The organism is Delftia sp. BGA-UO-ETr-SB1 (assembly GCF_059567865.1).
In genome coordinates this window covers 1,049,031-1,074,311 of sequence record NZ_JCAQOW010000004.1, presented here as the reverse complement: position 1 = coordinate 1,074,311, position 25,281 = coordinate 1,049,031, and the positions used below count along the sequence as shown (strand labels likewise).

Genomic DNA, 25,281 nt, shown 5'->3' with positions numbered 1-25,281 from the left:
GGCGGCCGCTCGCCCAGGCCTATCGGTAAAAACTATCACTTACGCGACAGCATCAAAGGGGTTTTACTACCAATTTTCTTAGCTTGCTGCTGATATATTGCACTGCAACATATCCAAACAACCCCTTGTATCCATGCTCTATCAGCTCTACGAAATCCAGCGCGCCATGGTCGAGCCCTTTGCCGATTTCGCGCAAGCTGCAGCCAAGCTCTACAGCAACCCCCACTCGTTGCTGAGCCAAGGTCCGATGTCCCAGCGCATGGCCGCCGGGTTCGATCTGTTCTACCGCCTTGGCAAGGATTACGAGAAGCCCGAATTCAACCTGCACAGTGTGGATGTGGGCGGCGTTGACGTGACCATCCGCGAGCGCGTCGAAGTGGACAAGCCGTTTTGCGAGCTGCGCCGCTTCAAGCGCTTCTCCGACGACACCGATACGCTGCAGACCATGCTGAGCCAGCCCGTGGTGCTGATCGTGGCGCCGCTGTCGGGCCACTACGCCACGCTGCTGCGCGATACGGTGCAAAGCATGCTGGGCGGCCACAAGGTCTACATCACCGACTGGAAGAACGCCCGCCTGGTGCCCCTGGCCGATGGCGAGTTCCACCTCGACGACTACGTGAACTATGTGCAGGAGTTCATCCGCTACCTGCAGGGCAAGTACGGCCAGTGCCACGTGGTCAGCGTGTGCCAGCCCACGGTGCCGGTGCTGGCTGCCGTGTCGCTGATGGCCAGCCGTGGCGAGACGCCCCCGCTGTCCATGACCATGATGGGCGGCCCCATCGACGCGCGCCGCTCGCCGACCTCGGTGAACAACCTGGCGCAGAACCGCAGCTTCGAGTGGTTCGAGAACAACGTGATCTACCGCGTGCCCGAAGGCTATCCGGGCGTAGGCCGCCGCGTGTACCCGGGCTTCCTGCAGTACTCGGGCTTCGTGGCCATGAATCCGGACCGCCACGCCAATAGCCACTACGACTACTTCAAGGACCTGATCAAGGGTGACGACGCCAGCGCCGAGCATCACCGCAAGTTCTATGACGAGTACAACGCCGTGCTCGACATGGATGCCGACTACTACCTCGAGACCATCGCCACGGTGTTCCAGGACTACAAGCTGGTCCATGGCACCTGGGAAGTGCGTTCGCCCGAAGGCCAGGCCGAGCTGGTGCGCCCGCAGGACATCAAGGGCAGCGCCCTGCTGACCGTCGAAGGCGAGCTGGACGACATCTCCGGCTCGGGCCAGACGCGCGCAGCGCACGATCTGTGCACGGGCATCGCGGCCGATCAGCGCAAGCACCTTGAAGTGCCGGGCGCCGGCCACTACGGGATTTTCAGCGGCAGGCGCTGGAGAGAGATCGTCTACCCGCAGGTGCGCGAGTTCATCAGTGCCCACCAGCCCGAAAGCGCCACGGCCGCCAGCGCGGCAGGTCACACCAGCAGCCTGAGCGATGACGCGCCCTCGGCCACCGAGCAGCCGCGCAAGCGCGGTGCCAAGGTGCAGGCAGGCTGAGCACCGAGCAAGCCCGGCACGCCATGTCCGCCTTCGCAATCCTTGCCCGCGACGATCTGGCAGCACGCATAGACGCGGCGCTGCCGCAGACGCAGTGCACGCGTTGCGGCTACCCCGACTGCGCCAGCTATGCCCAGGCCGTGGCCTCGGGCGAGGCCGGCATCAACCAGTGCCCCCCCGGGGGCGCTGCGGGAGTGGAGAGGCTGGCTGCACTGACGGGCCGGCCCGCTGTCCCACTGAGCGCCGAGCACGGCACGGAAGCCCCGCGCACCGTGGCCGTGATCGACGAGGCATGGTGCATCGGTTGCACCCTGTGCATCAAGGCCTGCCCCACGGATGCCATCCTGGGCGCCAACAAGTTCATGCATACGGTGATCGCCGCCCACTGCACGGGCTGCGAACTGTGCATTCCCGTGTGTCCGGTCGATTGCATCGAACTGCACAATGCCAGCGGCCCCGCCACAGGCTGGTCTGCCTGGAGCCCCCAGCAGGCCGAGCATGCGCGCCAGCGCTATGTGCTGCGCCGAGAGCGTGAACAGGAGCGCGAGCGCCTGGGTGCCGCCCGGACGCAGATGCCTCTTGCATTGGGGGAGCAGGAAATGGCCGACGACGCCAGCCCTTCCACGCCCTGCCCGGCACCCCCGCTGGCGACCGACAGCAAGCAAGCCACCATCGCAGCCATCCTGGCCCGCGCACGCGCCCAGCGTGCGGGTGGCGCCTCAACGCCCAACGGGCATTGAGTGGATGCGGGCGGGCAGCGAGACCCGCCTACGCCCGCCAGTACAAGCCTATGGATGCCCATAGATGGGGTCATAGACCGCCATAGGCACCGACGCAGGCCGTGGCAGGCCTACGCAGCCAGCGCCAGGCTCTTGTAGACCCCGCAACCCCAGTACAGCCCGCCATGCTTGCAGACGAAGGACATCTTGGTCTGTACCTGTTGCGTGGCAGGGTTTCTGAAGTCGTACTCCACCCAGCCTGGGCCGCGCTCGGCCTGGGCAATGATGTCGGCCAGCAGCTGCTCACCCCGCACGCCTGGCAGCTCCTGCACGCGCACGCCCACACGCGCAGGGTTGCCGCCGAAGGCGCGGTAGCTGCCGTCGGCGGCCAGGGCGAACACGTACATATCGCGGTCATGGAAGGGCTGGCCGGGGTCGTTCACGGCGGCCAGCAGTGCCTCGGTGGCCACGCCGCGCCGCGCCAGGCCCAGGGCCGACTCGACCAGGGCCACGGCTTCCTCCGCCGTGCCCTGCTGCAGCCGAAAGCGCGACACCGCCCCTGACAGCATCTGCGCGCGCTGCTGCAGTGCGCGTGCCTGGTCCAGCGCGTGGCCCACCATCTGCGCGTTGTGCTGGGTGATCTCGTCGATCTGGTGCACGGCGCGGCTGATCTCGGCCAGTCCCGTGCTCTGGCTGCCGGTCGATTGCGAGAGCTCGCCCATGTGCTCGGCCACCTGGCGGATGCCTTCGGTCACGCGCTCCATGCCACGCCCGGCCGTGCGGATCAACTCGGTGCTGTGCTCCACCTGGGTCAGCGCATCGCCAATCAGGTGGCGAATCTCGCGCGCCGCCTCCGCCGAGCGGCCGGCCAGGGAGCGCACCTCGCTGGCCACCACGGCAAAGCCCCGGCCCTGCTCGCCAGCCCGTGCGGCCTCCACGGCGGCATTGAGCGCGAGGATATTGGTCTGGAAAGCGATGCCGTCGATCACGCCGATGATCTCCCGCATGCGCCCGGCGCTGTTCTCAATGGTCTCCACCGACTCCACGGCGCGGCCCATGGCCACCACGCCTTCATCGGCGGCGCCGCGCACGGCGCTGGCCTGGTGGTGGACCACGCCCACCACATCGGCGTTGTGCTGCACGGCGCTGCTCAACTGCTCCACGCTGACCACGGTCTGGGCCAGGTTGGTGGCCTGCAGCTCGGTGCGATCGGACAGCGCCTGGTGCTCGTTCACCAATTGCTGCCCGGCCTGCGCCACCAGCGCCGCATTGCTGCGCACATCGGCCACCATGCCCGACAGAGAGGTGACCATGCCTCCCAGCAGCGCCTTGGGCGTCTGGACAGCACCAGCGCCCTCCTGCGAGGCGGCAGCCTCCACGGTCACGCGCTGGCTCAGGTCGCCCTGGGCGATGCCCTGCATGGCCTGCTGCAGCAATTCGCGCTCGCCGATCACCCGCGACCAGAGCCTGTGCATGCCGCCCAGCAGCAGTCCGGCCCACAGCAGCAAGGCACCCCAAACCCAGGGCCCCAAGCCCGCCGAACCGGCCACCAACGCCAGCGGCGGCCCCGCCAATGCCCACACGGCGCATACAAGGAAGCCGGCCCCGGGGCCGGATGTATGCTTACGATGCCTGTTCCCCACTTTTTCCATGCCAGCGCCTGCCTGCATAGCTGATTGCCTCTCTAGTCATTGGTATCTGGAATTCACCGTTCACGAGGCCCCGCCACACGAGATGGCATGGCCCCAGTCGAGACCATGCCAGAATAGGTAACAGAATGCAAAAAATCCAGCGTGCAGACCCGCAGTCACCTGTGACAACGGCATGCCGAAAGCGCATCAATCCATAATGCGAGCCCATGAATCCCCTGCTCTCCCGACTCCAGCCCTACCCGTTTGAGCGTCTTCGCAAACTGTTCGCCGGGGTCCAGCCACCGGCGGGCGTGCGCCCCATCAGCCTTGGCATCGGAGAGCCCCGCCATGCCACGCCGGCGTTCATCGAACAGGCGCTGAGCGCCGACCTCGGCGGCCTGGCCAAGTACCCTGCCACGGCCGGCGAGCCCGCGCTGCGCGAGGCCTGCGCCCAATGGGCACGCCAGCGCTATGGCATTGCCCTGGACGCCGCCACCCAGGTGCTGCCCGTCAACGGCTCGCGCGAGGCACTGTTTGCCTTCACCCAGGTGGTGGTGGATGCCAGCCAGGACGGCGCGCGCGTGATCTGCCCCAACCCGTTCTATCAGATCTACGAAGGCGCCACCCTGCTGGCCGGCGCCCAGCCGTACTACGCGCCCAGCGACGCCGCGCGCAACTTCGCGGTGGACTGGGACAGCGTGCCCGCCGACGTGTGGGAAAAGACCCAGCTGATCTTCGTGTGCTCGCCCGGCAACCCCACGGGCGCGGTGATGCCGCTGGCCGAATGGGAGAAGCTGTTTGCGCTGTCCGACCGCTACGGCTTCGTGATCGCCAGCGACGAGTGCTACAGCGAGATCTATTTCGACGGCACCGCCCCCCTGGGTGGTCTGGAAGCCGCACAGCGCCTGGGCCGCACGGACTACAAAAACCTGCTGATGTTCACCAGCCTGTCCAAGCGCAGCAATGTGCCGGGCCTGCGCAGCGGTTTCGTGGCGGGCGATGCGGCCCTGATCAAGGCCTTTTTGCTGTACCGCACCTACCACGGCGGTGCCATGAGCCCCGTGGTGCAGACGGCCAGCATGGCGGCCTGGGCCGACGAGGCCCATGTCGAGGAAAACCGCCGCCTTTACCGCGAGAAGTTCAACCAGGTCACGCCCGTGCTGGCGCGCGTGATGGATGTTCGCCTGCCCGACGCAAGCTTCTACCTGTGGGCCGGCATTCCCGAATCGCTGGGCCTGGACGACGCCGACTTTGCACGCGAGCTGTATGCCGCCACCGGCGTGACCGTGCTGCCCGGCAGCTACCTGGCGCGCGAGGCCAATGGCCGCAACCCCGGCGCCGGGCGCGTGCGCATGGCCCTGGTGGCCGAGACCGCAGAATGCCTGGAAGCCGCCCAGCGCATTGCACAGTTCATAGAATCGCGCCAGCGCTGAGACAGCCCTGCGCTCCCCTTTCCTCACAAACCCTTTGATCACCAAAGCCATATGACGCAACAGCTGCAATCCATCATCGACACCGCCTGGGACAACCGTGCCAGCCTCTCCCCCGCTGCCGCCCCCAAGGAAGTGACCGAGGCAGTGGACCACGTGATCGAAGCACTGAACAACGGCCAGCTGCGCGTGGCCACGCGCGAAGGCGTGGGCCAGTGGACCGTGCACCAGTGGATCAAGAAGGCCGTGCTGCTGTCCTTCCGCCTCAAGGACAACGTGCTGATGCAGTCCGGCGACCTGAACTTCTTCGACAAGGTCCCCACCAAGTTCGCCGGCATGACCGAGGCCGAGATCGCCGCCACCGGCGTGCGCGTGGTGCCCCCGGCCGTGGCCCGCCGCGGCAGCTTCGTTGCCAAGGGCGCGATCCTGATGCCTTCCTACGTGAACATCGGCGCCTATGTGGACGAAGGCACCATGGTCGACACCTGGGCCACCGTGGGCTCCTGCGCCCAGGTCGGCAAGAACGTGCACCTGTCCGGCGGCGTGGGCCTGGGCGGCGTGCTGGAGCCGCTGCAGGCCAACCCGACCATCATCGAGGACAACTGCTTCATCGGCGCGCGTTCCGAGATCGTCGAAGGCGTGATCGTGGAAGAGAACTCCGTGATCTCCATGGGCGTGTACATCGGCCAGTCCACCCCCATCTATGACCGTGCGACCGGCGAGACCAGCTATGGCCGCGTGCCTGCCGGCTCGGTGGTGGTGTCGGGCAACCTGCCCAAGGACAACGGCCGCTACAGCATGTACGCCGCCATCATCGTCAAGAAGGTCGATGCCAAGACACGCTCCACCACGAGCCTGAACGACCTGCTGCGCGATTGATCCGCATCCGCACCGCGCCAAAGGCGTGGTTGCGGCGCCAAAACATCCCCTGTTCAGGGGATGGAGCAAGGCATACTCTCGAGGGCGTCCCCGGCCACCAGGCAGCGGACGCCCGTTTCACGTCACAAGAGCGTGCAGACGATCCAAGAACAGCGGCAGTACACGAATTTGGGGGAAAACATGGGCACGATGGAGAGGATTTTGCGCCTGATGGGCGAGAAGCAGGCGTCCGACGTCTACCTGGCGGTCAACGCGCCGGCGCTGATCAAGATCAACGGCGAATGCGTGCCCATCAACAACCAGCTGCTGCCGCCCGACGCGCCGCGCAGCCTGCTGGCCGAGATCGTGCCGGCCGAACGCCTGCAGGAGCTTGACGAAACGGGTGAGCTCAACATGGGCGTGCCGCTGCGCGGCGTGGGGCGTTTTCGCGTCAGCGCCATGCACCAGCGCGGCAGCTGCGCCGTGGTGATCCGCTTCATCGCCCAGCACATTCCGGCCATGGACACGCTGAACCTGCCGCCCGTGCTGGGCGAGCTGATCATGCAAAAGCGCGGCCTGCTGCTGGTCGTGGGCTCCACGGGCTCGGGCAAGAGCACGACGCTGGCCTCGATGATCGATGCGCGCAACGAAAAGCTCACGGGCCACATCCTCACCATCGAGGACCCCATCGAATACCAGTTCCGCAACAAGCGCTCCATCGTCAACCAGCGCGAAGTGGGCTCGGACACGGCATCGCTGCAGATCGCGCTCAAGAATGCACTGCGGCAGGCCCCTGACGTGATCCTGATCGGCGAAATCCGCGACCGCGAGACCATGTCCTCGGCCATGGGCTTTGCGCAGTCGGGCCACCTGTGCCTGGCCACGCTGCACGCCAACAACAGCTACCACGCGCTCAACCGCATCCTGTCCTTCTTCCCCGAGGAAATCCGCCCCACCATGCTGGGCGAGCTGTCGGCAGCGCTCAAGGGCGTGATCTCCCAGCGCCTGGTGCGCACCGTGGACGGCGGCCGCATGCCGGCCGTCGAGGTCATGCTCAACACCAAGCTGATCGCCGACCTCATCGAGCGCGGCAACTTCTCGGGCGTCAAGGAGGCCATGGAAAAATCCATGGCCGAAGGCTCGCAGACCTTTGAAGAGGCGCTGGCGCAGCTGGTCCGCTCCGGCCGCATCGACCGCGCCGAAGCCCTGGCCTTCGCCGATTCGCCCACTAACCTGATGTGGCGCCTGGAAAACGACGTGGTCAAGGCCAGCCATGCCGCGCCGTCCAGCCAGTTCGCCGAACTGGCCACGCCCGGCGAGGACGACATGCCCTCGTTCACGGAAATCATGCTGGAAGTCAAGCCGAACTGATCGGCCAGCCCCGCAGCGTTCACAATGTCGGAGCACGCTGGCGGCAGCCGGCCCTCCGACTTTTTTGTTTTTTGATTCCACCCACCATGTCCCGCACCCTGCAACTGACCGAGCAGCTGATCAGCCTGCCCTCCGTCACTCCCGAAGACGCCGGCTGCCTTGAACTCCTGGCCGATGCCCTGCAGCCCATGGGCTTTGCCTGCGAGCGCATCGACAGCGGCCCCGACAGCTTTCGCGTGCGCAACCTCTGGGCCCGGCGCTCCGGGACAGGCACCGACCGGCCCGTGCTGGTCTTTGCCGGCCACACCGACGTGGTGCCCACCGGCCCGCTGGAGCAGTGGAGCAGCCCGCCCTTCGTGCCCACGCACCGCGACGGCAAGCTGTACGGCCGCGGCGCCAGCGACATGAAGACCTCCATCGCCGCCTTCGTCGTGGCGCTGGAGGAATTCCTGGCCGAGACACCGGCTCCCTCCTTCGACATTGCCCTGCTGCTGACCAGCGACGAGGAAGGCCCTTCGGTGGACGGCACCAAGGTCGTGGTCGAGCTGCTGCGCGAGCGCGGCGAGCGCCTGGACTGGTGCATCGTCGGCGAGCCCACCTCGGTGGAGCGCACGGGCGACATGATCAAGAACGGCCGCCGGGGCACCATGAGCGGGCGCCTCACGGTCAAGGGCATCCAGGGCCACATCGCCTACCCGCAGCTGGCGCGCAACCCCATCCACCAGGCCCTGCCGGCCCTGGCTGAACTGGCCGCCACGCGCTGGGACGAGGGCAATGCCTTCTTCCCGCCCACCAGCTGGCAGATCAGCAACATGCATGGCGGCACGGGCGCGTCCAACGTCATTCCCGGCCATGTGACCATCGACTTCAACTTCCGCTTCTGCACCGAGTCCACGGCCGAATCGCTGCAGCAGCGCGTGCACGCCGTGCTGGACCGTCACGGGCTGGAGTACGAGCTGGCCTGGACCATTGGCGGCCAGCCCTTCCTGACCACGCCGGGCACGCTGGTGAACGCCGTGCAGGCGGCCATCCGCGCCGAGACCGGCCTGGAGACCGAGCTGTCCACCACGGGCGGCACCAGCGACGGCCGCTTCATCGCCCAGATCTGCAGCCAGGTCGTGGAGGTGGGCCCGCCCAACGCCAGCATCCACAAGATCGACGAGCACATCGTGGTGGCCGACATCGAGCCCATCAAGAACATTTACCGCCGCACGCTCCAGGAGCTGCAGCGCCAGCAGGCCATCTGAACGCGACCAAGGAGCCGACGATGACATCCGCCCCCACCCCTGACAATATTCCCGCCATCTCGGGCAGCACCATCGCCGACCTCGTAGCCTCGGGCGCCGCAGCGCTCACGGCGGCCGGCGTGGCCTTTGGCCACGGCACGGCCACGGCCGAAGACGAAGCGGCCTGGCTCACGCTGTGGAAACTGGGCCTGCCGCTGGACAGCGAACTGGCGCCTGGCGCGCCCGAATCCCTGGCTGACCAGACCGTCAGCGCCCAGCAGCAGGCCGAAGTGGCCGAGCTGTTCGCAGAGCGCATCCGAACGCGCAAGCCCGCCGCCTACCTCACGCGCGAGGCCTGGCTGCAGGGCGTGCCCTTCTACGTGGACGAGCGCGCCATCGTGCCGCGCAGCTTCATTGCCGAGCTGCTGGCCGACGGCAGCATCGACGGCTGGCTGTCCGACCGCACGCGCCGCGTGCTGGACCTGTGCACCGGCAACGGCAGCCTGGCCTGCCTGGCCGCCATGGCCTGGCCCGAGGTCGAGGTCACGGGCGCCGACATCTCGGCCGACGCACTGGCCGTGGCCCGCATCAACGTGGACCGCCATGAACTCGCCGAGCGCGTGCAGCTGCTGGAAAGCGACGGACTGGCCGCCCTGCCCGGCCCCTGGGACCTGGTGCTGTGCAACCCGCCCTATGTGAATGCCGACAGCATGTCGCGCCTGCCCGCCGAATACCAGGCCGAGCCCGAACTGGCGCTGGCCGGCGGCGCCGACGGCATGGACTTCATCCGCCGCCTGCTGCTGGACCTGCCGTCGCGTCTGGCCAAGGAAGGCGTGGTCGTGCTGGAAATCGGCAATGAAAAGGATTTCTTCGAAGCCGCCTTCCCCGACCTGCCCGTGTTCTGGCTGGACACCAGCTCGGGCGACGAGCAGGTGCTGCTGATCACCCAGGAGGCACTGCGCGCCTGGACCGAAGGCGACATCGAGGCCCTGCGCCCCACCTACCGCCCCCTGGGCTGAGATGGACCTGCGGGCGCTGCGCTACTTCATCGCGGTGCTGGAGGCGGGCAGCCTCTCGCGCGCCGCGCACTCGCTGTACGTGGCCCAGCCCGCGCTCACGGCGCAGATCAAGAAGCTGGAAGGCGAGCTGGGCGCCCAGTTGCTGGAGCGCAGCCACGCCGGCGTGACCCCCACGCCGGCCGGCGCCCAGCTGTACGAGGACGCACGCCGCCTGCTGTCCGACGCCGATGCCATGCGCGAGCGCATACAGCGCCTGCCGCAGGGCCCCGAAGGCTCGGTCACCATCGCCCTGCCCTTTTTGCTGACCAGCCTGCTGGCCGGCCCCGTGATCGCCAGCCTGCGCAACAGCCACCCTCGCATACGCATCTTCGTGCTCGACGACCTCAGCCTCATGGTGCAAAAGGCCATGCTGGACCGGCGCGCCGACCTGGCCATCCTCGTGGACACAGCCAGCCTGCACGATATGCAGGTGCAGCCCATGGCCGAGGAATCCATCTACGTCTGCGGCCAGGATGTCGATGGCAGCGTGGCCCCGCTGCTGCGCCCCGCGCCGGACGGCGGCCTGCCGCACATGGACTTTGCCCACGCCTGCCAGCTGCCGCTGGTGCTGCAATCACGCCGCTTTTCCATCCGCCAGACCGTGGAGGCCGCGGCCGATGCGCGCGACCTGCGGCTGAACATCGTCCACGAACACGATTCCGCCCGCGTCATCCGCTCGCTCTACCACTGCGGCGCGGGCTTCACCTTCACGCCCGCCTGCTCGCTGAGCGATGCGCCCGCCTGGCTGCGCGAGGAAGCCAAGGCTGCGCCCACGGCCATCCAGCACGGCTGGATCGTGGCCCAGGTCACGGCGCCCGAACTGCTGCGCCGCTACTTCCTGGCCGTGCAGGCCAACCGCAGCAGCGACCCGGCGCTGCAGGTGGTCCAGCAGGCGCTGATGGCACAGGCTCGGCAACTCATCACGGCCGGCATCTGGCAGGCACGCTGGCAGCAGGCATGACGGCATGACCGCAGGGGTCTGGGCACGGGGTCATCAGCAAATACCGCAAGGGTTGATCTGGACATCAATTTTTCTGATGCGCCTGAATCACTAAACGGTATTTCCCCGCTCCAGGCCTCTTCTGGAACAGTGCATGGCACGCCGCGCAAAACGCGCGGCTTCAGCCAAGGAATGCCATGCACGAGACATCCCGGCCCACCGCAGGCCACACCCATTCCCACTCCCTTCCCATCCCCAATGTCGGCGAACTGGTCGCGCGCAGTTGCAGGGCCCACGGCGCGCAGCCGGCCGTGACCAGCGCCGCGCGCAGCATCAGCTACGCCGAGCTGGAACAGCGCTCCAACCGGCTGGCCAATGCGCTGGCGGCGCTTGGCCTGTCCCATGGCGACCGCGTGGGCATCTACCTGCCCAACTGCGTGGAAATCGTGGAGATCGAGATCGCCTGCTACAAGGCCGGGCTCATCAAGGCGCCCTTCAACGCACGCCTTTCGCCACGCGAAGTGGGCGATATCGCGGCCAACAGCGATGCCGCCGTCATCGTGACCACCGCAGCGCGCGCCGAGGCCTTCAAGCCGCACCTGCAGTCTTCCGACGTGCGCCTGCTGCTGCTGGACGGCCCCGCCGGCGAAAGCTACGAGGCCCTGCTCGCCCGCGCCAGCGACCGCTTTCAGCCCGTGGCCGTGCACGAGCACGAGGTGGCCGTGCTGCACTACACCTCGGGCTCCTCGGGCGTGCTCAAGGCCGCCATGCAGACCTTCGGCAACCGCCTGGCCCAGCTGCGCAAATTCCTGATGCGCGGCGAGGGCATGCAGGCCGGCCACGTGCTGGGACTGGTCGGTCCGGTCACGCACGCCTCGGGCATGCAGATGGTGCCGGCGCTGTGCACGGGCGCCACCATCCACCTGTTCTCGGGCTTCGAGCCTGGCGCCTTCATGGCCGAGATGCAGGCGCGGCGCGTGACCCATACCTTCATGGTGCCCACCATGATCAACATGCTGCTGGCCGAGATCGGCGGCCGCTACCGCCCCCTGCCCGACCTGCTGCGCCTGGGTTACGGCGCAGCGCCCATGGCGCCCGCACGCATCCTGCAGGCCATGGACGTGTTCGGCCCCATCCTGTCCCAGGGCTACGGCGCGGGCGAGACCACCTCCGGCGTCTGCGGCCTGACGGTGCAGGACCACCTGCAGGCGCGCGCGTCGCGCCCCGAGCGGCTGGCTTCCTGCGGCCGGCCATTCCTCGAATCCCTGGTCGAAGTGCTGGACGACGAGGGCCGCCCGGTGCCCGAGGGCGAGATCGGCGAGATCGTGGTCAGCGGCGCCGATGTCTTTGCAGGCTATTGGCGCGCGCCCGAGCTGACGGCCGAGGTGCTCAAGAACGGCCGCTACCACACGGGCGACCTGGCCCGCATGGACGAGCAGGGCTTTGTCTACATCGTGGACCGCAAGAAGGACATGGTCATCAGCGGCGGCTTCAACGTCTATCCGTCCGAGGTGGAGTCCGTGCTCTACGAACATGCCTCGGTGGCCGATGCCTGCGTGTTCGCCATTCCCGACGACAAATGGGGCGAGGCCGTGGCCGCCCACATCGTGCTCAAGCCCGGCCTGGCCGGCGACAGCGCCGCGCTGGACCGCTTTTGCGCCGAGCGCCTGGGCGGCTTCAAGCGCCCGCGCCACATCGAATTCGTGCAGCAGCTGCCCAAGAACCCCAACGGCAAGGTCATGCGCCGCGCCGTGCAGGCGCCCTACTGGGCCAACCACGCCCGCAAGGTGAACTGAGATGAACGCCAAAGACACTCTCCCCGCCGCCAACGCTGCCCTGCTGGAAATGCCCTTTGAAGGCTCCGAGCGCGCGGCCGGCCTGATCGACGCGCTCAACGCCTTCATCCACGGTGAACTGGCCGACCTCGCCCGCGCGCATGGCGTGGACCATGAAAACAGCGCCTCCACCGAGCTGCTGCGCCAGGTCTGGAAGCTGTCGCATGCGCGCGGCTTCTACGGCATGACCCTGCCCGAGGCCATGGGCGGCGCCGGCCTGTCCGTGCTCGACCAGGTGCTGGTCAAGGAGGCCATCTACGCCACGGGCTCGCCCTTCGCGCCCCATGTACTGGGCGAACTCAGCGGCCCGCCGCGCATAGGTGCGCTGATCCGCAAGGCCACGCCGCTGCAGATGGAGCAGTTCATCCTGCCCGTGGCGCGCGCCGAGAAATCCATCTGCTTTGCGCTGACCGAGGCAGCGGCCGGCTCGGACGCGGGCGCGCTGGAGACGCGCGCCGTGCTCGAAGGCGACCACTACGTGCTGCACGGCCGCAAGCGCTTCATCTCGGGCTCGCCGTTTGCCGACTTCGCCGTGCTCATGGCCTCGACCGCGCCCGAGGGCAGCCCGCAGCGCGAGATCAGCGCCTTTTTCGTGGACCTGCATGCCCCGGGCGTGCAGGTGGTCAGCGGCTACAAGACCATGGCCGGTCAATCGAGCACGGGCGACATCGTGCTCGACGGCTGCCGCGTGCCCGCTGCCCAGTTGATCGGCGAGTCGGGCCGGGGCCTGGCCCTGGCGCTGGGCCGCATCACCGTCAACCGCCTGCTGCACTGCCCGGCCATGCTGGGGCTGGCCCAGGTGGCGCTGCGCGATGCGCGCGACTATGCGCTGGGGCGCCAGCAATTCGGCCGCAGCATTGCCCAGTTCCAATCCATACAGCACATGCTGGCCGACATGGCCACCGAATGGATGGCGGCGCGCGCACTGATGGTGCAGACGGCCCGCGCCATCGACGCCGGCATCGATGCGCGGGCCCAGGCCTCGATGAGCAAGCTGTTCTGCTCGGAGACGGCGTTCCGCATTGCCGACCGCGCCGTGCAGATCCATGGCGGCGAAGGCATCGTCCAGGGCCGGCGCGTGGAATTCCTGTTCCGCATGCTGCGCATGTACCGCGTGCTCACGGGCACCAGCGAGATACAGCGCAACACCATCGCCAAGGAACTGCTGGAGCGGGCCGGCGCCTGAGGCTGGCCGGCATGAAAGCGAAAAGACAAGGAGACAACGCCATGCAAGACAATCCATCCCAAAGGCCGGACCGACGCCGATTCCTGCGCGCTGCGGGCGCCGCATCGCTTGCCGCAGGCCTGCCCTGGGCCACCACAGCCGCCACAGCCACCACACACGACAGCGCCTGGCCCACGCGCCCCATCAAATGGGTGGTGCCCTACCTGGCCGGCACCAGCCCCGACACGGCCGCGCGCATCGTGGCCGAGGCGCTGTCCGCCCAGCTGGGCCAGCCCGTGGTGATAGACAACCGCGCCGGCGCAGGCGGCAACATCGGAGCACGCCAGGTGGCCAAGGCGCCGGCGGACGGCTACACCCTGCTGTACTCGGGCTCGCCCATGGCCGCCGCCATGCGCATGTACAAAAGCCCGGGCTACGACGTGTTCAAGGACTTCCGCCATGTGCTGGGCATGTCGCGCTCGGACATCCTGGTCGTCGTGCATGCCGACTCTGGCATGCGCACGCTGGACGACCTGGCCGCGCGCGCCAAGGCCAGGCCGGGGGCGCTGGACTATGCCTCGGGCGGCGTGGGCACGCCGTCGCACCTGGGCGTGGAGATGCTGGCCTCCAGCATGGGCCTGCAGGTCAACCATGTGCCCTACAAGGGCGCGTCCGAGCTGGTCAATGCCGTGCTGGGCCAGCAGGTGGCCTTCGGCGCCCCGCTGTTTTCCGTGGCCTATCCCCAGGTGCTGGCCGGCAAGCTGGTGCCACTGGCCATTGCCGGCCCGCAGCGCAACGCCAAGCTGCCCCAGGTGCAGACCCTGGCCGAGCTGGGCGTGCCCAACGTCAACCTCACGTCCTGGGGCGGCGTGTCCGTGCCGGCCGCCACGCCCGAGCCCATCGTCCAGCGGCTGCGCACGGCGCTGGAGGAGGTGCTCAGGCAGCCCAGGGTCATCGCCTTGCTGGAGCAGGAAGGCGGCAAGGTCGCCATCACCAGCGCCGACGCCTATGCCAAGGGCTTCGAGCGCGAGATCCAGTTCACCCAGTCCATGATGCAGCGCGTGGGCATACAGCCGATCTAGGGCCAGGTACCAGGGCTTTGCACCGTGGCCGGGCACGGGCATGGCGGGCGGCAATCCTGTCCTGGCGCAATCGCTGGGATAATCCTGCCCATTCATGATCAGCCTTCGCAACATTACCCTGCGCCGCGGCACCCGCGTGCTGCTGGACAGCACCTCCGTCTCCATCAACCCCGGTGAAAAAGTCGGCCTTGTCGGACGCAATGGCGCCGGCAAGTCCAGCCTGTTCGCCCTGCTCAACGGCAGCCTGGCCGAGGACGGTGGAGAGTTCTCCATCCCTTCGCAATGGCGCCTGGGCCAGGTCGCGCAGAACATGCCCGAGACCTCGGAGACGGCCACCCAGTTCGTGCTGGACGGCGACACCCGCCTGAGCGAGCTCAACGCCCAGCTCGCGGCCGCCGAGGCCAGCGAGGACGGCATGGCCATTGCCCACGCCCACGTGGACCTGGCCGACGCCGGCGCGCACGACGCCGTGCCGCGCGCCCAGGCCCTGATCCTGGGCCTGGGCTTCAAGGTCTCCGAGCTGGAGCACCCCGTCAACAGCTTCTCCGGCGGCTGGCGTATGCGCCTGCAGCTGGCGCGCGCGCTGATGTGCCCCTCCGACCTGCTGCTGCTGGACGAGCCCACCAACCACTTGGACCTGGACGCCCTGGTCTGGCTGGAAGCCTGGCTCAAGCGCTACCCCGGCACCCTGGTCGTGATCAGCCATGACCGCGAATTCCTGGACGCCATCACCAACACCACGCTGCACATCGAAAACGCGCAGGTCACGCGCTATGGCGGCAACTACAGCAAGTTCGAGGAACTGCGCGCCCAGCAGATCCTGCTGCAGCAGGCCTCGTTCGAGCGCCAGCAGGACAAGATCGCCCACCTGCAGAAGTTCATCGACCGCTTCAAGGCCAAGGCCTCCAAGGCCAAGCAGGCGCAAAGCCGCGTCAAGCAGATCGAGCGCATGGAAAAGGTCGCACCCATGCTGGCCAGCGCCGATTTCACCTTCGAGTTCAAGCCGCCGGCCAACCTGCCCAACCCCATGCTGGCGATCACGGACGCCGCATTCGGCTACCTGGACGACGAAGGCCAGGCGACCACCATCCTGCGCGGCGTCAACCGCTCGGTGCTGGCGGGCCAGCGCATCGGCATCCTGGGCGCCAACGGCCAGGGCAAGTCCACCCTGGTCAAGACCATTGCGCGCGAGATGAAGGCACTGGCCGGCACCGTGACCGAAGGCAAGGGCCTGAACATCGGCTACTTCGCCCAGCAGGAACTGGACGTGCTGCGCCCCGGCGAGAACCCCATGGAGCACATGATCCGCCTGGCACGGGACACCGGCGCCACCGGCCCGCAGGCGCGCGAGCAGGACCTGCGCAGCTACCTGGGCACGTTCAATTTCAGCGGCGACATGGTCAAGCAGGCCGTGGGCAGCATGAGCGGCGGCGAAAAGGCCCGCCTGGTGCTGGCCATGATCGTCTGGCAGCGCCCCAACCTGCTGCTGCTGGACGAGCCCACCAACCACCTGGACCTGGCCACGCGCGAGGCCCTGGCCATGGCGATCAACGACTTCGACGGCACCGTCATGCTGGTCAGCCACGACCGCGCGCTGCTGCGCTCGGTCTGCGAGGACTTCTGGCTGGTCGGCCGTGGCGTGGTCGGCCCCTTCGACGGCGACCTGGACGACTACCAGCGCTACCTGCTGGAAGAATCCCGCCGCCTGCGCGAAGAGGCCCGCAAGGCCGAACAGGCGGCTGCGGCCACCAGCAAGGCGGCAGCGCAGGTGGAGCCCGCAGCAGTTGCAGCACCTGCAGTGCAGGCCCCCGTTGCTGCTGCGCTGGCCCCGGCTCCCGCTGCCCCGCCCACGCCGCCGGCCGCCAGTGCCGGAGACCAGCGCGAGCAACGGCGCCTGGCGGCCCTGGCCCGCCAGCAGATGGCCGAGAAGACCCGGCCGTTCAAGAAGGAACTGGAACAGCTGGACAAGCGCCTGCCCCAGCTGCAGGCCGAGCGCACGCGGCTCGAAGGCCTGCTGAGCCAGCCCATCTCGCCCGCCGACATGGCCGAGACGGGCCGCAGCCTCAAGGCCTGCAACGACGAGATCGACAGCCTGGAAGAGCGCTGGCTGGAACTGAGCGAGCAGATCGAGCAGCTGTCGGCCGCGATGTCCGACTGATTCCAGTCGTTCTCAAAAATCAGGCGGTCCCATTGGACCGCCTGCCACAAGCGTCGTCCCGCGTGAAGACGGCGCCCCACTTCGGCCCAGCCGAAGTGCGCCCCTGAGGCCCCGCCCTCCCCCCACTCCCCTCACGCCCCCGCAGCCAGCGGAACGCATGGATCGTTCGGTTCAGGGTTTCTCCTGAATGAAAGATTTCATTCTTAAAAAATAATGATTGAAAGAGACCATTCACTTTCATTCATTCATGGAACTCCACCCCCACCCCGCCGTACAGGAACTGCTGCGCGCCAGCGTCGATGGCTCGCCCGCCGTCGCCCGGGTCGGCCGCTGGATGGCCGCGCATCCGGTGCTGGCCGTCACGTTGAGCGCCGAGGAAGTGGCCAATGCCTGCGGCGGCTCCCTGGCCGCCGTCAATCGCTTCGCCAAGCATGCCGGCTACGAAGGCTTTGCCGATTTGCGCCTGCACCTGGGCCGCCAGCTGCAGCAGGCCCTGGAGCCCGTGAACAAGCTGCGCGCGGCGCATGGGCCCGAGGCCGCCACGGCTGGCACCATGGGCGAGCAGGCTTTCGGGCACACGCAGCGCAACCTGCAGGCGGCTGCGCAGGCCTGCGACCCCGGCCTGCTCGACCAACTGGCCCAGCGCATCTGCCGCGCACGCCGTGTGCTCTTCATGGGGTTCGGCAGCTCCCACCATGTGGCGGCCTTTGGCGCCGACGTGCTGCAACCCTATCTGCAGCAGGTGGTGGAAGTGACCTCCGCAGGCGGATCGGAACAGGCGGTACGCCGCATGACAGGGCTGACGGAGCAGGACGTGCTGATCGCCATTTCCCTGCCGCGCTACTCGCGCGAAGCCGTCGCGCTGACGGCGCACGCACGCCAGCGGGGCGCCCTGACCATCGCCATCACCGACGAGGCCACGAGTCCGCTGGCCCGCGAGGCCGACTACACGCTGCTGGCGCCCGCCTCGCATCCCCTGCTGCCTTCATCGCCAATGGCGGCCATGGCCATGGTCGAGGCACTGGCCACCCAGGTCATCCGCGCCACGCCCCAGGCCGTGCGCAGTCTGGTCGAACTGTCCGAGTCGGTGCTTCCCTACCTGACTCCGGACGCCGATACCGCTTCGCCGGCGGCAAGCAAGCCGCAACCCCAGGCCCCCCATCCCGCTGGAAAGGATTCACCATGAACGCCCCTGCCCGTCTGCGCCTTGCGCTTGCATCGATGGCCGCCCTCTTCACACTCGCTGCCGCGCCGGCCCACGCGGGCAAGACGCTGGACGGCATCAAGCAGCGCGGCGCCGTGGCCTGCGGCGTGCACACGGGGCGCGCAGGCTTTGCGCTCGCCGACGGCAGCGGCAACTGGTCCGGACTGGACGTGGATCTGTGCCGTGCCGTGGCTGCCGCCACCCTGGGCGACGCCGGCAAGGTCAAGTTCATTCCCACCAGCGGCCAGACACGCATCACGGCGCTGCAGTCCGGCGAGATCGATCTGCTGGCACGCAACACCACCTGGACCTTCACACGCGACAACGGCCTGGGCCTGATGTGGGCGGGCATCAATTTCCACGACGGCCAGGGCTTCATGGCCAGGAAGAAACCCGGCCTGAGCAGCGTCAAGCAGCTCTCTGGCGCCACCATCTGCCTGATCAGCGGATCCACCACGGAAAAAACCCTGTCCGAGTACTTTCGCGCCCACAAGCTCAACTACAAGGCGGTGGTGTTCGACAACCCCGAAGCCGCCCTGCAGGCCTTCAGCAGCGGACGCTGCCAGGCCTATACAGGCGACCTCGGCGCCTTGGCCGTGCTGCGCGGCAAGGAGCTGGCCAACCCCGACGACTACGTGATCCTGCCCGAAGTCATCTCCAAGGAGCCGGCCGGCCCGGCCGTGCGCCGCGGTGACGACGAATGGTTCGCCGTCGTGCGCTGGACACTCAACGCCATGATCGAGGCCGAGGAACTGGGCATCACTCAGGCCAATGCCGACGAGCTCAAGACCCGCTCCGACAGCATCCAGGTCAAGCGTTTCCTGGGCCAGAGCGACGACCTGGGCAAGCAGCTGGGGCTGGACAAGGAATGGGCGCTGCGCATCGTCAAGGCCGTGGGCAACTATGGCGAGAGCTATGAACGCAACCTGGGCGCCAAGTCCGGATTGAACGTGCCGCGCGGCAAGAACGCGCTGTTCACCAAGGGCGGCCTGATGATGTCGCCGCCGATGAACTGACGCGCCGAGGGCACCCTGCCATGAATGCCGCGAACGCTGTGGATGCTGTGAAAGCCGTGAATGCCATCGACGCCGGGGCACGGCAGCCGCCGGCCCCCACCCGGCCACGCTGGGGCAGGCTGGCCTTGCAGCTCGCCATCGGCTGGCTGCTGATATTGCTGCTGGGCTGGCTGGCGCACAACGCCAGCCGCAACATGGCCGCGCGCGGCATTGCCGGGGGCTTCGGCTTTCTGGAGCAGACGGCCGGCTTTTCCATCTCCGAAGGGCTGCTGCCCTACGAGCCCGGCGACAGCTACCTGCGTGCGGTCGCGGCCGGCGTGGCCAACACGGTTCGCGCCGCCGTGCCCGCGCTCGTGCTGGCCACCGTGCTGGGCCTGCTGCTGGGCGTGGCCGCCGTGGCAAGGCATCCGCTGCTGCGCGGCGCCGTGCGCCTCTATGTCGATGTGGCGCGCAACATCCCGCTGCTGGTGCAGGTGCTGCTGTGGTATTTCGCGCTGACTTCGCTGCTGCCCGACGTGGACCGCCCTCTGGCCATCGGCCCCCTGGGCTTTCTGAGCAAGGCGGGGCTGGCCCTGCCCGGCCCGGTATACGATAGCGCGGCGGGCTGGCACTGGAGCTCGCCGCAGCCGGGCATGTTCGGCATCGACGGAGGACTGGCGCTGACGCCGGAATTCCTGGCCCTGGTGAGCGCCCTGGGCCTGTATGCCGCCGCCTATTGCGCGGAAATCGTGCGCGCCGGTCTGCAGGCCGTGCCGCGCGGGCAATGGAATGCTGCCTCGGCCCTGGGCATGCGCCGCAGCCAGCAGTTGCGCTTGGTCGTGCTGCCGCAGGCCCTGCGGGTGATCATTCCCCCCTATACCAACCTGGCGCTCAGCACCATCAAGAACTCCTCGCTGGCCGTGGCCATCGGCTACCCCGACATGGTGATGGTCGCCAACACCGCCATGAGCCAGACCGGCCAGGCCATCGAATGCGTGACCATCATCGCGGTGGTCTACCTGGCCATCAACCTGCTGACCTCGCTGGCTTTGAATGCCTTCAACCAGCGCAGTGCCTTCATCACACGCTAGCCGGGAAAGACCTGCCCATGAGTGCCGTACTCCGCGCACCGGCCCTGCCGGTGGCCCCGCCCCGGGTTCCGCTGGCGCAGCGCCTGCGCGCCAGCCTGTTTCCGGATGCGCTCTCCGGGCTCATCACCGCCACGCTGCTGCTGGCCGCGCTGTGGGCAGGCTGGAAGTTGCTGGCCTGGGGCCTGCTCGACGCCGAAACCGCAGCCAACCCCGACACATGCCGCGCTGCGGCCGGCGCCTGCTGGGGCGTGGTGCGCGACAAGTACCGTCTGGTGTTCCTGGGGCGCTACCCCATGGCCGAACAGTGGCGCCCCGTCGCCGCCAGCCTGCTGCTGCTGGGCAGCGTGGGGGTGGCGGCACTGCCGCGCTTCTTCGGCCGCGCCGGCATGGCAATGCTGCTGGCCGGGTTGACCGGCTTTGGCGTGCTGATGGCGGGCGGTGTGGCCGGCCTGGCACCCGTGCCCAGCGATCTGTGGGGCGGCCTGCCGCTGACCCTGTTCCTTGCCGTGATCGCCTGCCTGGCCGGTGTTCCGCTGGGCATTCTGCTGGCGCTGGGCCGGCGCTCCAGCTTGCCCTTGATCCGCATCCTGTGCACGGGCTTCATCGAGGCCGTGCGCGGCGTGCCCCTGATCACGCTGCTGTTCTTCGGGGCCTTCGTGCTGCCCATGCTGGTGCCCGCGCAATGGCGGGTGGACCCCATGGTCCGCATCGCCGTCTGCCTGGCGGCCTTCAGCGCCGCCTATCTTGCCGAGGTGTTTCGCGGCGGGCTGCAGGCCGTGCCCCAGGGCCAGGTCATGGCGGCCCAGGCCATGGGCTTCACCAGGGTGCAGGTGCTGCGCCACGTGGTCCTGCCGCAGGCGCTGCGCGTGACCATCGCGCCCACGGTGAGCAACTTCATCGGCGCGGTGAAGGACACCTCCCTGGTGGCGATCGTGAATATCTACGACATCACCGGCTCCCTGAAGATGGCCATGAGCGACCCCCACTGGATTGCGTACTTCGTGGAGATGTACATGGTGGTCTGCGCCGTCTACCTGCTGATCGGCCTGGGCATCGCCCGCTATGGCCGCTTCCTGGAATCGCGCTACGCGCTCCAATGAACATGTCCCAGAACTCCCGCAAATTTTCCATTGCCGTGCACGGCGGCGCAGGCACCGTCATCCAGGGCCAGGCCGACGAGGCCCCCTACCACGCCGCGCTGGCCCAGGCGCTGGAAGCAGGCGCCGCCCTGCTGCGGCGCGGCGCCAGCGCGCTGGACGCCGTCCAGGCCGCGTGCCAGTCCCTGGAAGACTGCCCGCTGTTCAATGCCGGGCGCGGCTCCGTCTACACGCGTGACGCACGCCACGAGATGGACGCCGGCCTGATGGACGGCAGCAACCTGCGGGCCGGCGCAGTCGCCTCCGTCAGCCAGGTGCGCAATCCGATTGCGCTGGCGCGGCATGTTCTTGACGACGGCCAGTGCGTGCTCCTGGTCGGCGAAGGGGCGCAGCGGTTTGCCGATGAGCGCGGGCTGGCGCGGATGGATGCCGGCTACTTCGACTCTGCCGAGCGCCTGGCACAGCTGCGCCGGGTGCAGGCGCAATCCGGCCAGACCGCGCTGCTGGACCACGACGCCAGCGGACTGGCGGCGCACCCTGCTCCGCTGAACGAGAACGGCAAGATGGGCACGGTCGGCGCCGTGGCGCGCGATGTGCATGGCAACCTGGCCGCCGCGGCATCCACCGGCGGGCTGACCAACAAGCGCCCCGGGCGCGTGGGCGACACGCCCGTGGTGGGCGCAGGTTTCTACGCCGACAGCACCACCTGCGCCGTGGCGGCCACCGGAACCGGCGAGCATTTCCTGCGCGCAGCCATCGCGCACGACATCCATGCGCGCATGCGCTACCTGGGGCAAAGCCTGGAACTCGCAGCCGATGCCGCAGTGCGGGGCACGCTGACACACATCGGTGGCCAGGGCGGCGTGGTGGCCGTCGACAGCCAGGGACGCGTGCACTGCCCCTTCAACAGCGCCGGCATGTACCGCGGCTACATCGTGGACGACGCGCCTGCCGTGACCCTGATTTTTGCCTGATGGGGCGTTTTCGCCCCGGGTTGACCTGTGCCCACGCATTGCGGGCAACGAGGCGTAACAGCATCCACCTTGGCTCGTCATTCCCGTAACCCTCTGTCAGGAAACGGATTTTTTCTTACCGCGCCAGAAATCTGTCTTCAAACTGACAGATCACCACCTCCAGGCTTGCAATTGCTTGCGTCCTGGGGCAATCCCTGAGTCAACCTGCAGCCACTTGCCCGCGTTGAACACGCAACAAAGGAGTGATTGCACATGACCGACATCTTTTCCCACACCGCCCTGCAGACCCGCTTTGCAGCCGCTGCGCTGGCCCAAGCTGTCTGGCCATGGGATGACCGTGACCGCAAGCGCGGCCCCCGCAACGCCTGAAAACCGGGTCACAAAAAAGTTTCGACTTCCTTCGAAAATTTTTTGAAAACCTGTCAACCAGCTGAATCTGGCCCGCGTTAAGAGAGCAATACAGGAGAAAGTTTCCATGCAAACGACTGCCATCATGTCCATCTGGCCCGAAGACGAACGCGATCGCAAGCGCTGAGGCGCTGGCTGGCGCACACGGTGCCCCAGTCTCTGACACCACCGGTCTGACGGCCTTCCGTGCAGACCCCCTCTTCCACAGAACCCGCTTCAGCGGGTTTTGTCATTTCTGGGCCATTTGCAGCGGGGCTGCCCAACAAAAAAGGAGCCCGGAGGCTCCTTTGCAGCGCGAACCCTTGCAGGTTCAATGCATGTGCAGGCCACCGTTGACCGAAAAATCGGCGCCGGTGGAATAGCCGCCTTCCTCCGAGGCCAGCCAGGCGATGATCGATGCGATCTCGCTGGGCTCGCCCAGGCGCTTGACGGGGATAGTGCCCACGATCTTCTCCAGCACGTCGGGACGGATGGCCTTGACCATGTCGGTGCCGATGTAGCCAGGGCTCACGGTGTTCACGGTCACGCCCTTGGTGGCCATCTCCTGCGCCAGCGCCATGGTGAAGCCGTGCATGCCCGCCTTGGCGGCCGAGTAATTGGTCTGCCCGGCCTGGCCCTTGGCGCCATTGACCGAGCTGATGTTGATGATGCGGCCCCAGCCCTTTTCCACCATGTCGCCCACGACCTGCTTGGTCACGTTGAACATGGAGTTGAGGTTGGTCTCGATGACGGCCTGCCAGTCTTCCGGCGTCATCTTGATGAACATGCGGTCACGCGTGATGCCGGCATTGTTGACCAGCACATCGATGCTGCCGTGCTCGGCCTTGGTCTTGCTGAAGGCCTCGACGGTGGAAGCCCAGTCGCCCACATTGCCGACCGATGCATGGAAGTTGTATCCCAGCGCCTTTTGCTCGTCCAGCCACTTCTGGAAGTCGCGCGACGGACCGCAACCTGCGATGACCTTGAAGCCTTCCTTGTGCAGACGCTGGCAGATAGCCGTTCCGATGCCTCCCATTCCCCCTGTGACATACGCTACTTTTTGAGCCATTCTTCTCTCCTGTCAATCAATGGTTGCTTCAGATCAATCTATCCACGACAACCGGGGCATTGACTCCGGTTATCACCAAGGGTGCCTGAACCTCTGGGTCCGGCACCCCCGTATGGCTAGTATGCAGCGCGTGCGCTGCGCCTCTCTTCGGGCAGGCCCTAGGCAGGCCTAGGATCTACCCTGAAAGCTTGCTAACGTTTTCCCGGAGTCTTTCAGACGCGCTCCACCGCCATGGCCACGCCCATGCCGCCGCCGATGCACAGGCCGGCCAGGCCCTTCTTGGCGCCGCTGCGCTGCATCTCGTGCAGCAGGGTCACCAGGATGCGGGCGCCCGATGCGCCGATGGGGTGGCCGATGGCAATGGCGCCGCCGTTGACGTTGACCTTGGCCGGGTCGATGCCCAGCTCCTGATTCACCGCACAGGCCTGGGCCGCAAAGGCTTCGTTCAGCTCGAACAGGTCCACGTCCTGCGCGGTCCAGCCCGCACGCTCCAGCGCCTTGCGCGAGGCGAACACCGGGCCCAGGCCCATGGTGGCGGGGTCCAGGCCGCTGGTGGCGTAGGAGACGATGCGCGCCAGCGGCGTCAGGCCCAGGGCCTTGGCCTTGGAGGCGCTCATCACCACCACGGCGGCCGCGCCGTCGTTCAGGCCCGAGGCGTTGCCGGCCGTCACCGAGCCGGCCTTGTCGAAGGCCGGGCGCAGGCCTGCCAGGGCGTCGGCATTGGTCTTGCGGTTGATGTACTCATCGGCCGCGAACACCACGGGATCGCCCTTGCGCTGGGGAATGCTGACGGGAACGATTTCGTCCACGAACTTGCCTGCGTCCTGTGCGGCCGTGGCCTTTTGCTGGCTGGCCAGGGCCAGGGCATCCTGCTGCTCGCGGCTGACGCTCTTTTCCTTGGCCACGTTCTCGGCCGTGATGCCCATGTGGTACTGGTTGTAGACGTCCCACAGGCCGTCCACGATCATGGTGTCGGCCATCTTCCAGTCGCCCATGCGCTGGCCGTCGCGCGAGCCCGGCAGCACGTGGGGCGACAGGCTCATGTTCTCCTGGCCGCCGGCCACGACGATCTCGCTGTCGCCCGTGGCCACGGCCTGGGCTGCCAGCATCACGGCCTTCAGGCCCGAGCCGCAGACGGCGTTGATGGTGAGGGCCGGGGTTTCCTTGGCAACGCCGGCCTTCATCATGGCCTGGCGTGCGGGGTTCTGGCCTGCGCCAGCAGCCAGCACCTGGCCCATGATGACTTCACCGACCTGGTCAGTGCCGACCTTGGCGCGGTTCAGTGCCTCGCGGATCACGATGGAGCCCAGTTCGGTGGCGGGGATCTTTGCAAGGGTGCCGCCAAACTTGCCAACGGCAGTACGGACAGCGGAAACGATGACGATGTCTTCCATGATGACGGACCTTTCTTTGGACTCTTGAAGGGATGCCCGGGCGCACATTGCCGCGGTCGCGGCAACGGCACCCTGCATTCAAGCCGCAGC

The 25,281-nt window shown here is 67.5% G+C and carries 20 protein-coding genes; 17 read left to right on the top strand and 3 right to left on the bottom strand.

What is annotated here, in order from left to right; all coding sequences use genetic code 11:
- Window positions 1-133: 133 nt before the first annotated feature.
- The gene (locus tag AC57B5_RS05340; protein ID WP_034393218.1) at window positions 134-1,507 is read left to right on the top strand and encodes a polyhydroxyalkanoate depolymerase; all 1,374 of its coding nucleotides are present in this window, start codon (window positions 134-136) and stop codon (window positions 1,505-1,507) included.
- A gap of 23 nt (window positions 1,508-1,530) precedes the next feature.
- Window positions 1,531-2,247 carry an electron transport complex subunit RsxB gene (rsxB, locus tag AC57B5_RS05335; protein ID WP_496398938.1) on the top strand — a complete coding sequence of 239 codons (717 nt, stop codon included), beginning with the start codon at window positions 1,531-1,533 and terminating at the stop codon, window positions 2,245-2,247.
- A 110-nt stretch (window positions 2,248-2,357) separates the two neighbouring features.
- On the opposite strand, the gene AC57B5_RS05330 is transcribed toward rsxB, so the two are convergent.
- Entirely contained in the window at window positions 2,358-3,896 is a 1,539-nt protein-coding gene (locus tag AC57B5_RS05330) for a methyl-accepting chemotaxis protein (RefSeq protein WP_349613475.1), read from the bottom strand.
- Between the two features lie 188 nt (window positions 3,897-4,084).
- Here AC57B5_RS05330 and dapC point away from each other — a divergent pair, with 188 nt between their 5' ends.
- The 15 genes from dapC (at window position 4,085) to AC57B5_RS05255 (ending at window position 22,341) form a co-directional block, all read left to right on the top strand.
- The gene (gene dapC / locus AC57B5_RS05325; RefSeq protein WP_013802542.1) at window positions 4,085-5,290 is read left to right on the top strand and encodes a succinyldiaminopimelate transaminase; all 1,206 of its coding nucleotides are present in this window, start codon (window positions 4,085-4,087) and stop codon (window positions 5,288-5,290) included.
- Between the two features lie 51 nt (window positions 5,291-5,341).
- A complete protein-coding gene (dapD, locus tag AC57B5_RS05320) occupies window positions 5,342-6,166 on the top strand; it encodes a 2,3,4,5-tetrahydropyridine-2,6-dicarboxylate N-succinyltransferase (RefSeq protein ID WP_012205450.1) in 825 nt (274 codons plus the stop codon).
- Between the two features lie 180 nt (window positions 6,167-6,346).
- Window positions 6,347-7,516, top strand: coding sequence for a PilT/PilU family type 4a pilus ATPase (locus AC57B5_RS05315; protein ID WP_012205449.1), 1,170 nt, complete (start codon window positions 6,347-6,349; stop codon window positions 7,514-7,516).
- Window positions 7,517-7,602: 86 nt separating this feature from the next.
- Complete coding sequence (gene dapE / locus AC57B5_RS05310; RefSeq protein WP_496398937.1) at window positions 7,603-8,763, top strand: succinyl-diaminopimelate desuccinylase; 1,161 nt, start codon at window positions 7,603-7,605, stop codon at window positions 8,761-8,763.
- 20 nt (window positions 8,764-8,783) lie between these two features.
- Window positions 8,784-9,761 (top strand): 50S ribosomal protein L3 N(5)-glutamine methyltransferase, encoded by a 978-nt coding sequence (gene prmB / locus AC57B5_RS05305; RefSeq protein ID WP_496398936.1) that lies wholly within the window; start codon window positions 8,784-8,786, stop codon window positions 9,759-9,761.
- 1 nt (window position 9,762) lies between these two features.
- Window positions 9,763-10,761 (top strand): LysR family transcriptional regulator, encoded by a 999-nt coding sequence (locus AC57B5_RS05300; RefSeq protein ID WP_012205446.1) that lies wholly within the window; start codon window positions 9,763-9,765, stop codon window positions 10,759-10,761.
- Window positions 10,762-10,937: 176 nt separating this feature from the next.
- Entirely contained in the window at window positions 10,938-12,536 is a 1,599-nt protein-coding gene (locus tag AC57B5_RS05295) for an AMP-binding protein (RefSeq protein ID WP_496398935.1), read from the top strand.
- Between the two features lies 1 nt (window position 12,537).
- Entirely contained in the window at window positions 12,538-13,761 is a 1,224-nt protein-coding gene (locus AC57B5_RS05290; RefSeq protein ID WP_496398934.1) for an acyl-CoA dehydrogenase family protein, read from the top strand.
- Between the two features lie 41 nt (window positions 13,762-13,802).
- Window positions 13,803-14,822, top strand: coding sequence for a tripartite tricarboxylate transporter substrate binding protein (locus AC57B5_RS05285; RefSeq protein WP_012205443.1), 1,020 nt, complete (start codon window positions 13,803-13,805; stop codon window positions 14,820-14,822).
- Window positions 14,823-14,916: 94 nt separating this feature from the next.
- Window positions 14,917-16,980, top strand: a complete 2,064-nt coding sequence (locus tag AC57B5_RS05280; RefSeq protein WP_496398933.1) for an ABC-F family ATP-binding cassette domain-containing protein — start codon at window positions 14,917-14,919, stop codon at window positions 16,978-16,980.
- 247 nt (window positions 16,981-17,227) lie between these two features.
- Entirely contained in the window at window positions 17,228-18,166 is a 939-nt protein-coding gene (locus AC57B5_RS05275; RefSeq protein WP_486302108.1) for a MurR/RpiR family transcriptional regulator, read from the top strand.
- On the top strand, window positions 18,163-19,200 hold the full coding sequence (locus AC57B5_RS05270) for an amino acid ABC transporter substrate-binding protein (RefSeq protein WP_496398932.1): 1,038 nt from the start codon (window positions 18,163-18,165) through the stop codon (window positions 19,198-19,200). Before AC57B5_RS05275 ends, AC57B5_RS05270 begins: the two co-directional genes overlap by 4 nt.
- A gap of 20 nt (window positions 19,201-19,220) precedes the next feature.
- Window positions 19,221-20,270, top strand: coding sequence for an amino acid ABC transporter permease (locus AC57B5_RS05265; protein WP_496398931.1), 1,050 nt, complete (start codon window positions 19,221-19,223; stop codon window positions 20,268-20,270).
- Between the two features lie 17 nt (window positions 20,271-20,287).
- Complete coding sequence (locus AC57B5_RS05260) at window positions 20,288-21,370, top strand: amino acid ABC transporter permease (RefSeq protein ID WP_063326242.1); 1,083 nt, start codon at window positions 20,288-20,290, stop codon at window positions 21,368-21,370.
- Window positions 21,367-22,341: an isoaspartyl peptidase/L-asparaginase family protein gene (locus tag AC57B5_RS05255; RefSeq protein ID WP_333906721.1), complete on the top strand. Its 975-nt coding sequence runs from the start codon at window positions 21,367-21,369 to the stop codon at window positions 22,339-22,341. The genes AC57B5_RS05260 and AC57B5_RS05255 overlap by 4 nt, the downstream gene beginning before the upstream one ends.
- Window positions 22,342-23,059: 718 nt before the next feature.
- Here AC57B5_RS05255 and phbB read toward each other — a convergent pair.
- Window positions 23,060-23,797: an acetoacetyl-CoA reductase gene (gene phbB / locus AC57B5_RS05250; protein WP_012205436.1), complete on the bottom strand. Its 738-nt coding sequence runs from the start codon at window positions 23,795-23,797 to the stop codon at window positions 23,060-23,062.
- 212 nt (window positions 23,798-24,009) lie between these two features.
- On the bottom strand, window positions 24,010-25,191 hold the full coding sequence (locus AC57B5_RS05245; protein ID WP_013802555.1) for an acetyl-CoA C-acetyltransferase: 1,182 nt from the start codon (window positions 25,189-25,191) through the stop codon (window positions 24,010-24,012).
- Window positions 25,192-25,281 lie beyond the last annotated feature (90 nt).